Origin of the sequence: Paenibacillus sp. O199, assembly GCF_001636635.1 — a bacterium.
Lineage (GTDB): Bacteria > Bacillota > Bacilli > Paenibacillales > Paenibacillaceae > Paenibacillus > Paenibacillus marchantiae.
In genome coordinates, this window is record NZ_LGRP01000002.1 from 426,543 (window position 1) to 443,291 (window position 16,749).

The 16,749-nt window shown below is 44.9% G+C and carries 12 protein-coding genes; 9 read left to right on the plus strand and 3 right to left on the minus strand.

Annotated elements, in window-relative coordinates:
- The first annotated feature begins 266 nt into the window (after positions 1-266).
- Both A6049_RS05065 and A6049_RS05075 read left to right on the plus strand, forming a co-directional pair.
- On the plus strand, positions 267-920 hold the full coding sequence (locus tag A6049_RS05065) for a protein kinase family protein (RefSeq protein ID WP_063563559.1): 654 nt from the start codon (positions 267-269) through the stop codon (positions 918-920).
- A gap of 132 nt (positions 921-1,052) precedes the next feature.
- A protein-coding gene (locus tag A6049_RS05075; protein ID WP_095205971.1) for an IS3 family transposase occupies positions 1,053-2,197 on the plus strand; the annotation gives its coding sequence in 2 pieces (ribosomal slippage) (positions 1,053-1,326 and positions 1,326-2,197; 1,146 coding nt in all).
- A gap of 109 nt (positions 2,198-2,306) precedes the next feature.
- Here A6049_RS05075 and A6049_RS05080 read toward each other — a convergent pair.
- Positions 2,307-3,287 carry an alpha/beta fold hydrolase gene (locus A6049_RS05080; protein WP_240321308.1) on the minus strand — a complete coding sequence of 327 codons (981 nt, stop codon included), beginning with the start codon at positions 3,285-3,287 and terminating at the stop codon, positions 2,307-2,309.
- A gap of 266 nt (positions 3,288-3,553) precedes the next feature.
- Between A6049_RS05080 and A6049_RS05085 the strand changes: the two genes are divergently transcribed.
- Positions 3,554-4,525, plus strand: coding sequence for an MBL fold metallo-hydrolase (locus A6049_RS05085; RefSeq protein WP_063563561.1), 972 nt, complete (start codon positions 3,554-3,556; stop codon positions 4,523-4,525).
- Positions 4,526-4,589: 64 nt separating this feature from the next.
- Here A6049_RS05085 and A6049_RS05090 read toward each other — a convergent pair whose 3' ends face one another.
- A complete protein-coding gene (locus tag A6049_RS05090; RefSeq protein WP_063563562.1) occupies positions 4,590-5,171 on the minus strand; it encodes a LysE family transporter in 582 nt (193 codons plus the stop codon).
- Positions 5,172-5,305: 134 nt separating this feature from the next.
- Here A6049_RS05090 and A6049_RS05095 point away from each other — a divergent pair, with 134 nt between their 5' ends.
- From A6049_RS05095 to A6049_RS05115, 5 genes are all read left to right on the plus strand, one after another.
- Complete coding sequence (locus A6049_RS05095; protein ID WP_063563563.1) at positions 5,306-5,860, plus strand: helix-turn-helix domain-containing protein; 555 nt, start codon at positions 5,306-5,308, stop codon at positions 5,858-5,860.
- 90 nt (positions 5,861-5,950) lie between these two features.
- A complete protein-coding gene (locus A6049_RS05100) occupies positions 5,951-6,628 on the plus strand; it encodes a response regulator transcription factor (protein WP_063563564.1) in 678 nt (225 codons plus the stop codon).
- The gene (locus A6049_RS05105; protein ID WP_205411988.1) at positions 6,625-7,716 is read left to right on the plus strand and encodes a sensor histidine kinase; all 1,092 of its coding nucleotides are present in this window, start codon (positions 6,625-6,627) and stop codon (positions 7,714-7,716) included. Before A6049_RS05100 ends, A6049_RS05105 begins: the two co-directional genes overlap by 4 nt.
- Before the next feature lie 230 nt (positions 7,717-7,946).
- Entirely contained in the window at positions 7,947-9,104 is a 1,158-nt protein-coding gene (locus A6049_RS05110) for an FAD-dependent oxidoreductase (RefSeq protein WP_063563565.1), read from the plus strand.
- 15 nt (positions 9,105-9,119) lie between these two features.
- Positions 9,120-9,827 (plus strand): MBL fold metallo-hydrolase, encoded by a 708-nt coding sequence (locus A6049_RS05115; protein WP_063563566.1) that lies wholly within the window; start codon positions 9,120-9,122, stop codon positions 9,825-9,827.
- 102 nt (positions 9,828-9,929) lie between these two features.
- Here the strand turns inward: A6049_RS05115 and abnB are convergent, their stop codons facing one another.
- Positions 9,930-12,344 carry an arabinan endo-1,5-alpha-L-arabinosidase AbnB gene (gene abnB / locus A6049_RS05120; RefSeq protein WP_063563567.1) on the minus strand — a complete coding sequence of 805 codons (2,415 nt, stop codon included), beginning with the start codon at positions 12,342-12,344 and terminating at the stop codon, positions 9,930-9,932.
- Between the two features lie 387 nt (positions 12,345-12,731).
- Between abnB and A6049_RS05125 the strand changes: the two genes are divergently transcribed.
- Positions 12,732-16,583, plus strand: a complete 3,852-nt coding sequence (locus A6049_RS05125; protein WP_063563568.1) for an alpha-L-arabinofuranosidase C-terminal domain-containing protein — start codon at positions 12,732-12,734, stop codon at positions 16,581-16,583.
- Positions 16,584-16,749 lie beyond the last annotated feature (166 nt).

Consider the following 16,749-nt stretch of genomic DNA (forward strand, 5'->3'; position numbering starts at 1 on the left):
TGAAACGATGCTCTCTCTTCAATAGAGGGCATCGTTTTTTTGTACCTTGACATGAAACGGGTTCCATCCATTAGAGTGAAAATAAACCTGACAGTCGAAAAGAATAAATCTCGATGTTGGAAGCAAATAGTTCATGTTCTGGTGAAATTGTATATGTTCATATGGAATTTTAAAGATAATATAGAGAGTGGATTAATGAATGATAACGGATAGAGGAAAACGTAAAACGTTTTAGAAATGTATTTTATAATCAAGGAGACGTCTTTATGAGAATCGTTAAATCAATTCCTGCGAATATTGAACAATTGCTAGATCGTTATGAGAAAAATGGTCATCTGACCATGCAAGCTTCACTAATGGGAAAGCAGTCGGTTGTTTATCGTTTACAAGAGTACTGCCTTAAGGTATATACGCCTCGTGGAAAAGTGGATGGAGAATTGGAATGTGAGGCGCTCTTGTCATTGCAAAACAACCTTCATGTTCCCGAACTGTATGCGTATGCTCCTGGGAATTTTGTGCTGACAGAATGGATCGAAGGATTCAATCTGAGACAGTATCGGGCAACGTATGGACACCTACCGCACAATCTAATATATGATATGTTTTCAACAGAACTTCAGCAGATTCAGGCAGGTTATCGTGATTGGGATGTCATTCGATATGAGAATTTGCTATGGACTGACATAGGGGAGGTCAAACGAACTGATTTTTGGCTATGTGAACCTGTTAGTTGCCTGCGGATTCGAGAGCGATTACAACAAGAGATTATTCGAAAGATTGAGCGGATATACAGCGGTGATGGAGCTGACCTGGGGGAGATCGTGCATTATTTTGATCGACACGGTCTCACGACCACGGAGGTCCAAGAGGCATTAGCACATTTCAGATCGCTAACACCGAGGATGGCACTAGCACAGTAACGGCACTAACGAAATAAAAAACCCTGACGATTACCAGAGGAACTGACCCCATAACGAGAGACAAATTAAAACACCTTCAAGTGAATGAAACCTTGTCGTAAGATAAGGAGATCATCTTGGAGGTGTTTTTCATTGGCAACTAGAGTAAGTTATCCCGTGGAACTAAAGATGAAAGCCATAGAAATGAGATTAGCAGAAGTACCCGTAAAAGAAGTTATGGAGAAGCTGGGGATACGGAATGAATCACAGCTGAAAACGTGGATGAGGTGGTATCGAAAAGGAGAAGTTCATCGCCTGGAGCAACCCGTAGGCAAGCAATATAGCTATGGAAAAGGCCCAGGTCACTCCACAGAGCTCGAAAAAGTTAAAGCAGAAAACCGTTTCCTGAAGCAACAATTGGAACTGCTAAAAAAGTACAAGGAATTGGAACGGAGGTGGAAGCTGAGGTCGTCATCGCCTGGATTGAATCCATTCGAGAAGAAGTAACTATATCTGAGGCTTGTACATGGCTTGGAATTGCTCGTGCGACCTACTACCGCTGGAAGGCAGCCGTTGAGATGAAGCGCCCAGATCCAACAGTGGAGAAAGTCATCCAACTTTGCACTCAACACAAGTTTCGGTATGGGTATCGAAAGATCACTGCCTTACTTCGATCAGAAGGTCCAATTAATCACAAGAGAGTTCAGCGAATCATGCAGTGCGAGGGATTACAATGCCGAGTGAGGATCAAGAAGCGAAAAACGACTGGGCAACCGGCACAACCAGCGGAACATCTGCTTAAACGAAAGTTTCATGCAGAAGCTCCGTTGCAAAAATTGGTGACTGACATTACGTATTTGCCGTTTGGTAACAAAATGTTGTACCTTTCAAGCATTTTGGATCTGTACAACGGAGAAATTGTCGCTTACAGTATAGCGGACAAGCAGGACACATGCTTAGTTCTGGATACATTGAATCAACTTCCAGAGCGAAGCAATATGCTGCTCCATAGCGACCAAGGTAGCGTGTACACGTCCCAGAATTACCAGGCTGTAGTAAAGGGAAAGGGCATTATCATGAGCATGTCCCGAAAAGGAACGCCCGCTGATAATGCCCCCATAGAGTCGTTTCATTCCACACTAAAGTCTGAAACGTTCTACCTCGAAGATCTGATGTCTACAACGACGGCCATCGTTGAACAGACCGTTCGAAACTACATTACTTACTATAACTCAATTCGAATTCAAACAAAACTAAATAACCAGTCTCCGATGGATTTCCGAAGACTGGCTACTTAACTTGCAAGGTGTTTTGATCCCTGTCTCACAAAAGGGGTGCAGTCCCAGAATCATTAGGGTTTTATTTTGAAACGAATTGTACTGCTTGTTTAGCGTTTGTTCAGGGAATCTACTTCTTGACCAGTTCCAATATTTCATTGGCAACAAGATCCGGGTGATATTGATGAATATAATGCTCGGTATCCTTAACAGTTACATGTTTGGAATGTTCCGACCAGGACGTAAATTCAGCTTGGGTTTTATCCCATATCGGCTCACTGGCTCCGAAGTAATCTGCTGTCAGTATGGTAAGTGGAAACGGGAAGGGCTTTTTGTTGTCGACGACAACCTTGGCATTGGCTGTCATTTCACGCAACTCATCCACGGTGTTGGCATTCCCATAGTTAAGCAATAGAGCCGTGGTATCTATTTTCTTCAGATCATCTGGTACAAACTTCAGGCCGTTGCGATTGGCATTGGAAGCTTCCACAACAGCGTCAGACTGTAAAGTCAACCGAAACAAACCCGTTTTGATCCGGAATTGGTTCATGAAGCCACCAATCACACTTGCTATATCGTCAGTGTCATTGGCGTAATATTCCGGACTCCCCCCATCCAACATGACAATACCTTGAACTTCATCCGGATATTTTTGCGCAAACCGGAGTGTTTCCAGCGAACCGAGGGAGTGGCCCACCAGAACGTATGGTGGCTTTTGCCCAGATACCTCTAATAACTCGTGCAATTCATCTGCCACGGTATCGACATCGCGTTTCTTATCGGTCATATCGCTATAACCATAACCAAAGCGATCGTAAACCGCGAATTTCGTATAGGGTGCAAGCTTTTCGTAGAGCGGATAAAAGTCTACATAAGGATCAGCTGTGCCCCACCCGGATGCAAGGACAACTGTTGCATCTCCTTGACCACCCGTATATAAATGCATATTGTCACCATGTATGCTGTAGAGCTTGCCAGGCGGAATAAATGTTTTCTGATCCTGACGGGTACTCACTTGTTGATAGATCAAGCCCGTAACCAGAAGGAGAAGTAAAGCCACTGCTCCGAATATAAACGTCTTAAATAATCTTCTGCGAAATTTTTTCATCATCTCTCACATACTCTCTCTGTATTTTCTCTATCATATATGCCCAATCTTATTGGAGAGAAAACAGAGTCTTAATTCCACCTTAATTTTCGAATTGGTCCATTGGCTCCATTGAAATGAAGTTAATTGAAATATTACATTCAGATAACCGAAGGCGAATTGATTATAAACGAGCAATGATTTAATATAAAGGCTAATATTGCTCCTGTTTTACTCAAGATTGAATGATCGCTCGAATGATTGATTATAGAGAACAGAAGGTATGAATAATGACAAAATACGAAAATCAGGTTCCGACATCCGCAGGTATGAGCTTCAGCTCCCTCGTGAGCATGTTGAAAGATTCCATGCGGAAAAGTATAGAGCGAAGACCTGCGGGTAACATTCCCGTAGAAAAATATGAACCAGCGGAATCGTTAAATGTATCCGATCATCCGCAGGTAACATGGTTCGGTCACTCGGCTTTTTTGCTTGAGATCGAAGGACACCGATTGCTCTTTGATCCAATGCTGGGCAACCGTCCATCTCCTGTATCTTGGGCGGGTACGAAACGATACAGCACTAACCTGCCAATTCAACCCGAGGACTTTCCAGCCTTGGATGCGATCATTATATCGCATGACCATTATGATCATCTGGACTATTCCTCTATCCGCAGATTGAAAAATAAAACACAGCGGTTTATCGTCCCACTTGGCGTGCGTCGAAGACTAATTCAACTGGGTGTGCCCTCGGAACAGATTACCGAACATAACTGGTGGGATGAGCTATCCTTCAAAGGTCTGACATTAGCCTGCACGCCGGCGCGGCATTTCTCGGGCAGAGGGTTGTTGGACCGCAATTCGACACTGTGGTGTTCGTGGGTTATTGCTGGACAAGAAACGAAGGTTTTCTTTAGCGGCGACAGCGGATACGGTCCTCATTTTAAGGAAATCGGCAGTAAGTATGGACCTTTTGACCTGACCCTGATGGAATGCGGACAATATGATGAGCGTTGGTCCAACATTCATATGATGCCGGAAGAAACGGTACAGGCTCATTTGGATGTAAGAGGAGGGCTGCTCATCCCGATTCATTGGGCAGCATTTACGCTGGCCTATCATGCCTGGAACGAGCCGATTGAACGGATCACCAAGGCTGCACATGCCCTGAATGTCACCATTGCAACACCCAAAATCGGTGAGAAGGTTGTGCTGCATACGGGAGCTTACCCAAGCCAACCGTGGTGGAGATCAAACTGAGGTAATTTGAAATAAACATAAAAGCGTCCAGCCATTAGATGGGAGGGCGCTTTTTCTCTTGCATTTATTTTAAAATCGATAGGGCGCTATAGATGAGCAAAACACCCATTAGAATATTAAAAGGACGTTCATATTTCAATAAAAAGCTCTGAAATAACATACCGCATAACCCCCAAGTCATATTGGCACTAATGCCAATGATGGTTAGAAGTAACGAAAATACGATCATATGAACATGAGAGTCTCCGAGAGGCATAACAAATACCGAGATGGCCGTAAGACCATACAGAATGACTTTAGGGTTGATGAATTGCAGGGTGAAGCCAAAGAGAAACGTAAAACGATTCACCTTTGGATCTTTGGCATTTGCAGGTTTACTTCGCATGATTTTGATCGCCAAATAGATCATGTATACACACCCCAATATGTTCAGGGCCGGTTTGATCCTAGGGATGTATTGATGCAGAATAAGGTTGAAATAACTAGACAGGAACATAATAAGCAGGCAGCCAGCTGCTACGCCGGCAATAAACGGAATAATTTTTTTGAATCCTTCGTTTCTTGCGTGAGTCATGGCGATGATGTTATTGGGACCCGGTGTGAATGAAGCAACGATTGCGTAAGTCAGTAACGGAATGATATTCATAAGTCCTCCACATTTCATTCTTGTTGTATGTTATATTTAACTGAAACGTGCGATATAACGTACGTTCTTTATAATTGTACAATATGTACGCTATATAGCACAATATAATCTTTTAAATCAGAGGTGACTGTATATTGAAAAACATTAATGTTGTTCTGGCTCAGAATTTGAAGCAACTTAGGGAACAAAGAAAGCTTAGTTTGGACAAGGTTGCCGAAATGTCTGGAATTAGCAAGACGATGCTGGGTCAGATAGAACGTGGTGAATCCAACCCTACAATAGCGACGGTATGGAAAATTGCGAATGGCCTGAAAATTTCGTTCACTGCCTTAATCCACGAGCCAAAGTCGGACACTACAGTTGTAACGGGCAGTGATATTCAAGCATTGATGGAGGATGAGGGAAAGATTCGGATATATCCCCATTTTCCCTTCGAAGAGGGGCGCCGTTTTGAAATGTACATGATGGAAATGGATGAAGAGTCTTCTTTGAATGCTGAACCACATATAGAAGGAGCAGAGGAATTTATTACAGTTTTTGAAGGGGAAGTTACGATTCGGGTTGGTGCAGAGGATTATACGGTAAAACAAGGGGAGTCGATCCGTTTTCGCGCGGACAAACCCCATGGCTATAAAAATTCGGGTGCCTCTGCGAATAAATTAAGCATGGTCATCCATTATTCAAAATGAGATGGTCATACGAATAGATTTTACGCTATTTATATTTTGTTTAAATTCGTGTCGTACGATCTTCCTGAATGAGTGAAAGGGGGTCCGGTAATGAATCAAATTCTAATTGTCGATGATGATGTTTATATCCGCGAACTTGTAAGTACGATCCTGAAACAGGAGGGATTTCTTACAATTGAAGCGGTTGATGGACATGATGCGCTGCAAAAAGTAGCAGAAGTGAATCCAAGCCTTTGCATTATAGATATTATGATGCCAAATATGGACGGTTTTGAATTGTGTCGCGAGCTTCGGCGCTATCATGAGGATATTCCGATTTTAATGCTAACTGCGAAGGAGGATATCACTCAAAAAGTCAAAGGATTTGAAATGGGTACGGATGATTACCTCACCAAACCGTTTGAACCTGCTGAACTGATAGCCCGTACGAAGGCATTGCTGAAGCGTTATAAAATAAATGCCTCCCAATCGGTTACCGTTGGACGAATCACGCTAGACAGAAGCAGTTATGCCGTCATTATGGAGGGGAATACTCATACGATTCCTATGAAAGAGTTTGAATTGTTATTTAAGCTTGCGGGTAATGCCAATAAAACACTCTCCCGTAATCAGTTGATTGAGGATTTATGGGGGTATGATTTTGAAGGAAATGAACGCACATTGGATGTACATATCAATCGGTTGAGAGAACGTTATCAACCGGAGACGGCAGGTTTCAAGATTACAACCATTCGAGGATTGGGTTACCGATTGGAGGAGACACCTTGAAGAAAGAAGGGGCTTTCAATCGAGCGGAGATGGATATGTTTATAAGGCGAACGATTTTCTTCCTGGTGCTCTTCTGTGTATCTCTATGTGTTGGATATGTGCTAATGCAGTGGATCTATAAGGTGACTGGGAAACCCCCGGAACTGATTGCCCATCTTCTTACTGCGATTGTTGGCTTGGCTCTTATGCCGTTGGTAGGTTACGTGTGGGCATGGATCCGTGGCGAAGAACGGAAGGATCGCAGATTCATTTTCAATAAACAACGTACAGAATTGCTTGAAGCGATGAGCAGGATTGCCAAGGGAGATTTCAATGTATCTGTGAAGATGGAGGTCGAACAGGGCCCGTATCAGGAGGTGGTGGACAGCGTAAATACCATGGCTAGAGAACTTGGCTCGGTGGAAAAGATGCGCCAGGATTTTATATCCAATGTATCTCACGAGATCCAGTCCCCGCTCGCTTCCATCAGTGGGTATGCCTCGTTGCTGAAAAATAAAAGTGTGAATCAAGAGCAAATCGTGTTATATGCAGATATTATTGAAACGGAGAGTAAGCGATTATCCAAGCTGAGTGGTAATTTGTTGCGTCTTTCCGCATTGGAGTCCGATTATACTTCCATGGAGAAGAAAGCTTATCGTTTGGACAGACAACTTGAGAACATCCTTCTTATGCTGGAACCCCAGTGGGCTGAAAAACAAATTCATTTGGATGTATCTCTGCCTGTGACTACGATTATAGGGAACGAGGATTTGCTAAGTCAGGTGTGGATCAATCTTCTGCATAATGCAATCAAATTCACACCAGAAGAAGGAACTATTGGGGTAAAACTTGATTGTCATCAAGATGAGGTCGTATGTGCAATCACGGACAATGGCGTGGGCATCTCACCAGAAGATCAGCTGCACATTTTTGAACGGTTTTTCAAGGCGGATAAAGCTCGAACCCGTTCCCGGGGAGGCAATGGACTTGGGCTGTCTCTTGTCCAAAAAATTGTGATGATGCATGGCGGACAAGTTACTGCCAAAAGTGAGCTGGGACAGGGATCGGAATTTGTTGTGAGTTTACCCCTGATCACTGAAAAATCCTGAAATTAGATTGAATGTGTGGAATATGGGATCGGATTTAGTGGAGCATCAGTCGTTTAACGACTGGTGCTTTTTTGGTTTTTCGTCAGATCTTCAGATGTGAAACATTCTGACGAGAAGATGAATATGCTGATTTCTTTATCCATTTAAATTCCGTTTAACTTCAAGCGCTAAGATAAGTTTGTGAACAGGAAACAACATGAAATTAAATAATAAATCTAGGAGTGATTGCTATGAGTAATCAACATAAACGTATCGCTATTATTGGAGCGGGTCCTGGCGGACTCACTTTGGCAAGAATTTTGCAGCAGGCTGGTTACAGTCCTGTCGTGTATGAAAGTGATCCATATCCTGCATTTCGCGAACAAGGAGGTACACTTGATTTGGATCAGGAGAGCGGTCAAAAAGCATTACAGATGGCCGGACTACTCGATCAGTTCCATGCCATTTGCCGTTTTGAAGGACAGGCATTAAAACTTTCGAATAAAAGAGGAAACATTCTGCTTGATGCCCAGGGAGACCTTGATCCTACAGAACATGACCGTCCTGAAATTGACCGTTCCGTGCTGCGGACGATGCTGCTTGACTCGCTGCAGCCGAATTCCATTCAATGGGGGTATAAATTGTTGAAGGCTGTACCGCTTGATCAGGGAAAACATGAACTGCGGTTTGAAAATGGGTTTACCGAAACCGTTGATCTGGTCATTGCAGCAGATGGTGCTTTTTCCAAAGTTCGTCCATTGGTCAGTGATGCAACCGCAGAATATTCGGGTGTGAGCATGATTGAACTTAACATCCTGAATGCCGCAGCCCAGTTTCCCGAACTTGCAGCATTTAATGGGATGGGAAGTATGTATGCCTTGGGCGATCACAAAGGAATTATGGCACAGCTGAATGGTGACAAACGGATTCGGGTTTACCTGGGTTTCCAGGTGGAACGAGATTGGCTGGAACAGAGCAATATTCCTTTTGAGAACTTGGAAGAAGCTAAGAAAGAGATATTGCCGTTATTTGAAGATTGGGACGAACAACTGAAGAGTTATATCCGATGTGCTAACGGGGCAATCACACCCAGACGAATATATATGCTGCCTGTCCCTCACCAGTGGGAACATAAATCTGGCGTTACACTGATAGGCGATGCCGCCCACCTGATGTCTCCCTTTGCGGGAGCAGGGGCCAATCTGGCGATGCTGGATGCTGCCGAGCTTGCCAATTCCATTATAAATCATGCTGATCTTGACAAAGCCGTGCAGGAATATGAAACCAAGATGTTTGAGTACGCGGCGGAAACGGCAACCGTTACCCAGTCCAACATGGAATTGTTTTTCTCGGACAATGCCATTGAAGCATTATGTGAACTAATGAATGAACTCACAATCCAAGCGTAAAAGGAGATCATAAAAATGAAAAAATCAGGTGTAATTTCTCTCGAACTCGGTATTGAGCTTCCGCAAGGCATGTGGACATTCACGCCTTCGCTGTTATATTCGGAAGATGAATTTATTCTTGTGGACACAGGCGTGGCGGGAATGGTGCAAGAAGTATCCTCCAAGTTGAAGGAAGCTGGATATTCCATTGAACAGTTAACAGGTATTCTGCTCACGCATCAGGACCCGGATCATATTGGCAATCTAACCGAAATCATCAAGACCTATCCGGGTAAAAAGGTGTATGCACATGCTGCTGATCGTCCTTATATCGATGGAGAGCTTCCCCTTCTAAAACAAATGCCTCCAACAGTGCAGCTCAAAACGTCCCATTTCCCTTTAGTGTCTGGAGCTGTCGTTACAGATACTGTTGAAGATGGCGACGAATTGGCATTCGGTGGCGGAGTCATTGTTATTGAGACGCCAGGACATACACCTGGGCATATCAGTTTGTACCAACCTGCTTCCAAAACATTAATTGCTGGTGATGCCATGTTAATTCGCGGGGGACAACTGCAAGGACCTAACCCCGTGCAGACACCGGATTTGAAGCAAGCTTACGAATCGCTAAGCAAATTTGCTGCATATGACATCGAAAAAATCCTCTGTTATCACGGTGGTTGGTATGAAGGGAATGTAAACGAACGAATTGCGGAAATTGCAGCAGCCGGACCACAGGAATAAATACAGAAGATTTAAATGATAATACCAATAAAACAGCCTGAGAAATCGGCTGCTTTATTGGTATTTGTTTTATAGATCCAACACCTCCGGCAGGTATCCTGATTAAGGCTTTTCTTTTGCCTGACGCTGAATTTCTGTAGAGGTTAACGCTTTATCATATACTTTTACGTTATCCATTGAGCCTTTATAGAAAGGATCAGCTGTATAGCGGCTTTTGCCCAAATAAGCTTCCGTCACTTGCAGATCCTTCGGGTTAAACGTGATTTCCGTGCTGCTTGCTACAGCTTTTCCATTCACGTACAACGTGCCGGTATTTTCCTGAAGGGTAACAGCGACATGCACCCATTGATTGGAGGGCAGCGGTTCAGCAGCAATCAGGCTCTGATCCCGTCCCTGATCATGAATGGTGAATTGCAGTGCTCCGGTATGTTGGGCGGGAGTAAGGAACATATGTCTGTTCAGGCCATTTCCAAAGTCGAAAATTCGCTGCCAGGCTCCCCCGCCACTCCAGTTGACCCATGCACTAAAGGTGAAATCCGTCGTATCGGTAATGATACCAGGCATTTGGATGTAGCTGTCGGTTCCATTAAAAGCAGCAGCCTGATTCTTACTGCTAATAGCAGAAGTCGCCACATTAAAAGCTTGGCCATGGTATTCATTTTTGCTGAAATCCTGTGCGATTTTTGCAAGTTTCTTTTGATCAAAAGTATATTCTCCAAGCAGTGGACTTACCGCTTGCTGTGGAATGATAACGTTAAACGTTTTGGAGCTTACCGCACTACCTTTGCGAATCGTTGCCGTTAATGCTACCTTGGCATCTCCCTTACCTGTGCGAGGACGATTCACTATTCCGGTAGCGGACAGCGCAGAGGTGTTGGAAGATTTCCATGTAATCTCTGCATCACGAGTTCCCTTGGTCGGGAGGGACAGGTTGAAGAATATGTTCCCTGTGTCGCCGATACTCAGATCCTTTTTCACCGCATTAACAATATCCTGATCCTTCATTGCAGCCATCTGACTTCCCCAGATTGCCACGCCAGACGAGGAGAGAGCGCTAAAGGTCAGAACCGTCTTTTGGGAATATGGCTCCCATTCATGCGTGAAGACACCTTTATACACAATATTATTCGATGTGATTTGCACCTGATTGTCTGCATCAAGACTCCATGTTCCCGTCACCGCACCACTAATCTGCCCATCTGCTGTGAACTGAACGGTCTGTGAAGATTTGATCTCGGCCGTAATTTCCTTCCCGTGATTCACCCATTTGTACTGACCAGCAATATCCTGGGTTTTCAATGCGGCAGTATCCTCTTCTAAGCCCGCATAGCGATAGGGAGAAACAACAGGCCATCCTTCCGAGTTCATATGCATCTCATGGACGCGGACTTCATGCTCTTCGCCGCGTCCTGGAAAGCGGGAATGGAAGATCAGAAATTGTTTTCCCGTTTCAGCGTCAACATAAGCGGAGTTATGTCCTGGTGATACATAGCCGATACCTTGACCTGTGCCGGGGTCACCGATCTGTCTTTGAAACAGGAAGTTTCCTAGTAATTTGACGCCAAATGGCTCGATCGAACGGTCGTCAAACAAGGGTTTGTCCTTGTCCGCCTTGACGTTGATCATATCGTTTCCTTCAGCATCGAGGAAAGGGCCGTCCGGTGTTTTGGAGCGAGCTACCCGAATGTTATATCCCCCGTCAGCACCCAATCCGCCATAGGACAGATACAGATAATAATAGTCGGTTTCGGGATTATAGAGCATATAAGGTGCTTCAATTCGGCTGTGATTGCCTCCGGTCAGTTTTTTGCCATAACCCTGATTAGGGAGAGGTTTCCCCGTCGTTTCGTCCATCTCCAGAATGAAAATCCCCCCGGAATAGGAACCGTATACCATCCAGAGCTTGCCGTTTTTGTCGAAAAATACATTAGGGTCGACCACATTTGGATGTATGGTTGCATCGTATATGGTGCCATCCTCACTAATCTCATCCCACATGCCGGATTTGAGCAGAATACCCTGATCTTTATAAGGGCCCTCAATGTTATCTGCCACAGCAACACCTAACGCAGAGCGGGGAGAGTCCCCTTTGCATGCATTGTAGTACATATAAAATTTTCCATCCGCCAACTGGATGACGTCTGCTGCCCATAACGTATCGGTCTGCGCCCATTGCAGGGCTTCAGCGAATTCCTTGGTTACATTAGGGACAACAGGGTTGTCATCCGTAACCCCGGAGGCGACCGAATCCCAATTCATCAAATCTTTGGACTTTGCCACTTGAAGATGTGAACCAAAAATATAAAAGGTATCACCCACCTTAATAACGGAAGGGTCATGAACGGAAACATTCCTGAATGCTGGAACCGCATTCTCAATGGATGTGGAAACTTGCGGGTTGGAACGGATTGCCCCCGGACTATCCGCGAATACGGAGACAGGAGCCAAAGCTGTTGTCGTAAGTAATGCAGAGCTCAGTAAAGAAATGTTAAGTACGCTTACCCAATAACGTTTCATACGTTTCCCCTTTCCAATACCTGAAATGAAAAATCACCCTATTCATTGCCGCAAACGTTATTTGCTCTGACAGCCCTCCTTTTGGTTCTCATAAATTATCAAGCGCTTTCATTTGCTATATTATCAATCAATTTATATATTTGTAAACCATAAATATCAGGGTTAGGGTGACTTTAGGATGGAGAGGGAGATAAGCAAAAGGTCGATGTATTCGAAATAATTCCTATGATATAACGGATTTTTTGTAATTTTGGGATTGAAATCTTTACTCGGAATAAGATACTATACGATTAGATCATGTGTTTATATATTTATCAATCAATTTATATTTATACGAATTAAAGAAAGCTTATCTACGATAATTTACGCTACATAGGAGGAATGAACATGAATACATTTCATAATCAACTAATTGCACACTACAAGTTTGAAGATGCAGCCGACATTGGCAAGGATAGTTCAGGAAATGGGCACGTTGGAGGCGCCGCAGGAGAGAAAATACCCGACATTTCCGAAGTGAATGGCAGATGGGCGGTTACTTTTACTGGAGGATCGAACGGAACATCCTATATGGAATTGCCTTCGAATTTGCTGCAAAATGTAAGCGACAACACTGGAGTAACTGTTGCAGCATGGGTCCATTTAGGCAAGGGATCGAACGTGTGGGAGCGGATTTTCGACTTCGGCAAAGGAGAAAAGGGCCCCTATTTATTTCTGACTCGTCAGATGCGAGGCACGTTATATGCAGGCGATGATCTGGTTGTAGACCCGGGACGTGGATTTGCCAGTGGGGAATGGATGCATGTTGCTTTGTCAGTAGCAGGTAGTCAGGGCGGCACACGCAGCAGCGCGGGTCCGGTTGTATATGTGAATGGAGAGAAAGTAGCGGATGGCTCCATCAGTCAGACGTCTAGTGGCAACTATGCCAAGCTGCGCAGATGGTTTGATTCGTTCGTGGATCCTGCGAATTATAGCCGCAATTATATTGGACGTTCTCAGTACGCGGCAGATGTGGATTTTGCAGGCTCACTGTCTGATTTTCGGATTTATCAGGCGGCTCTGTCCATGGATGAAGTGATCGAAGTCATGTGCGAGTCCCTGACGGATGAAGAGATTGTGAAGCTGGCAGGAGATAAATATTTGTCTGCTCCAGCCCGGATTATTACCAAAGACGTGTCATTGCCTGTAGATTTGCTGGGGGGCAAGGTAAACGTTCAATGGAAATCAAGTCAGCCAGAAGTTCTGTCAGCGAATGGACAAGTTCAACCCCTGAGCTCAGCACAGGAGATTCGTTTGAACGCACTTTTAACCAAAGGTGGAAATACGCTGAACAAAAGTTTTGATGTGTCCGTTGTGCCAGAACATCTTCCGCCTTATACCGTTACAATCCATGGGGACCAGCATGTGGCGGATATTAGTGAAGTGATGTACGGCCTGTTCTACGAGGATATCAACAATGCAGCAGATGGGGGAATCTATGCGGAGTTAGTTCAGAACCGTTCGTTCGAATCCTTTGCATTCGATACGTACTCGCATGACTCTGGCGAATGTGGTTGTTCGACAGGCCGGAACCGTGATCCTTTGTTTGCCTGGTCAGGGGATACCGAGAAAATGATCGTACAGCATACCGATGGAATAAACACTCATCTTAACGTAGAAGACCCGGAAGTGAACGCTTATTATGTAACGGTTCAGACGGGTGCGACCATTCGAAATCGCGGATTCTCCGATTCCAATGAGCATTGTGCCATGTCCATCAAGAAAGGAGAGGCATATGATTTTACCGTCTGGGCCAAGGCAGTATCCGCAGGAACGATTACGGTTCAATTGCAGTACGGGAACGGTGATGCCATCAGCGATTCTGTTACCCTGCAAGTTGAGGGCGGTAACACATGGAAGAAGTACGGGATCACCTATTCCGATACCCGTGTCCTTGTGGCTAATGCCGAATTCAGCGGTCATGCAAGTGGCAGCCATGTGTTGACTCACCACAATTCTCCCAACATCACCAATTCCAACGTGGCCTTGACCGGAACGGAGACCGCGCTTGGGCAATTGGTACTTTCCTTTGAAGGAGACATTTCCATAGACATGGTGTCGTTGATTCCGCAGGATGTATGGGGAGCCGATCCAAAAGAGCAGGGAGTATCCGCTTCAGCACATGCCAACTACACCGGGAATCCGAACTATCGGCTTAGGAAAGATCTGGTTCAAGCCCTTGTTGATCTGCATCCGAAGTTTCTGCGTTTTCCGGGGGGATGCATTTCCGAAGGTTCGTTTATTTGGGACAATGTGTATGACTGGAAGGATTCGGTGGGAGCGGTGGAGCTTCGCAAAGAGAACTATAACGTCTGGGGTTACATGATGACGATGGGTCTCGGCTATATGGAGTATTTCCAACTGGCAGAAGATTTGAATGCTGCTCCGGTGCCGGTCATGGCCTGTGGCGTTCTGTGTCAGGCTCGTTCGGATTACGCACACCCGGCGGGTGGCGCTTTGAGGGATTACTATATCCGAAACTTTACAGACCTGATCGATTTCGCGCTCAGCACGGATATTGAACATAATGAATGGGCTGCCATTCGAAGCAGCATGGGACATCCTGAACCATTCGATCTACGTTATCTTGGCGTAGGTAATGAGAACTGGGGAACCGAATTTTTTGCCAACTTTGAAGTATTCAAGACGTCAATTGATGAGTATATGAAACGTAATTATCCTGATCATGAGCTTCATATCATTTCGACAGTCGGCGCCCAGGCGGACGATGATGCGTACCAACAGGGCTGGAAATTCCTGAGCGGCAATCTGACCGGATCAGCTCAGGTTGCTTTTGCAGATGGCAAAGAGGTCATCGAGGAGACGGTCACTTGGTATGAGAACCAGGACAACTATATGGATACCATTGCGGATGAGCACTACTATCGCTCCAATGACTATTTGCTGAACAACGTGGATCGGTACAACTATTATGAGCGGGCTTATCATGAAGACGGCAGTATGGATTGGACAGAGACATCCAAGGTATTTGTGGGAGAATATGCATCCACGGACAAAAATACACTGGCAGGTGCGATCGCAGAAGCTGCAGTCATGACCGGTTTTGAAAATAATGCGGACGTTGTTCGTCTGGCTGCCTATGCGCCGCTGTTCAACAAAGTACTGACGGATGGCACTTACCGCTGGACGCCGGACTGCATCTGGTTTGATGATGAAACGGTGTGGTATACACCGAATTATTATGTGCAGCAGCTTTTTGCCAAGTATGTGGGTGAGCAGGTGCTGGGCACTTCATTTACAACGTACAGCAAGGGTCAACCGATGGAACTCATTCCACGTGGCGGCATCGAGATTGCGACAGGCAATGCCGATATTGTGGTGAAACGGATTACGGTCACATCGAACCAGGATGGCAGCGTGCTGTTTACAGAAGATTTCAGGGAGCGGACAGCTCTGAATGAGGCATGGAATTCGATTCCGGGATCGGCAGGATACACGCTGGAGAAGGAAAAAGGACTGATTTTGAAAGCCCAGTCAAGCGGACTGAATGGATTATTCCTTCTGAACGATGAATGGTCGAATTATAAAGTGGAAGTCGAGGCTCAGCGTATAGCGGGTGAGGATGGCTTCACCATCGGTGTTGGATTGACGGATGTATCACCTGAGAAAAAGGATGTCATCGAATACACAATCGGTTATGGCGGCAATGCAACAGGAGTCAAAGTATATAAGCAAGGTGTAGAAGGCTATACTCTGGGTGATTATTCTTCCAGTTCAGCGGCGGGGAATCTCCGGGCAACCAACTATGAACCGCTGGCGAACGATACGAATTATACGATTACTGTCAATTATGGTAGCGATACAGGGAAGAATCTGATCTGCTCTTATACCGATGGTCACACTACTAGCAGAATTCTGGATTACAAGTTGGAAGCGTACAACCGGGATGTATTCCATTCCGTTACGAGAGATGCGCAGCATGTGTATGTGAAGCTGGTGAACGCAGATGGGGTGGACAAAGCAACCCAAATTCACCTTCAAAATCTAAACGTTACCTCTTCTGCGAAATGGATAACACTTGGCGGAGATGAAGAATTGCTACATGTTCCTAATGTGAACCAGAAGAATGATGAGAAAATTGTTCCACAAGAACAAGTGATTCATCTGCAGGAGGATTCGGTTGTTTTGCAGCTTCCTGCTCATTCGGTCAATGTATTGGTTATGGATGTCCAGAACTAATAAGTTTTAATATTTCAATAGTAACCTGATGCAGCCTTAGAACCGCGACACTAGCGGTTTTTTGGCGTTCAACGAAGAGGGTCAACAAAAGATACCTAAAGTAAATAGCCTACACTATTGCCGATTCCTGACGGATTCTATAATGAATTTGAAGGAGGAGACAGCT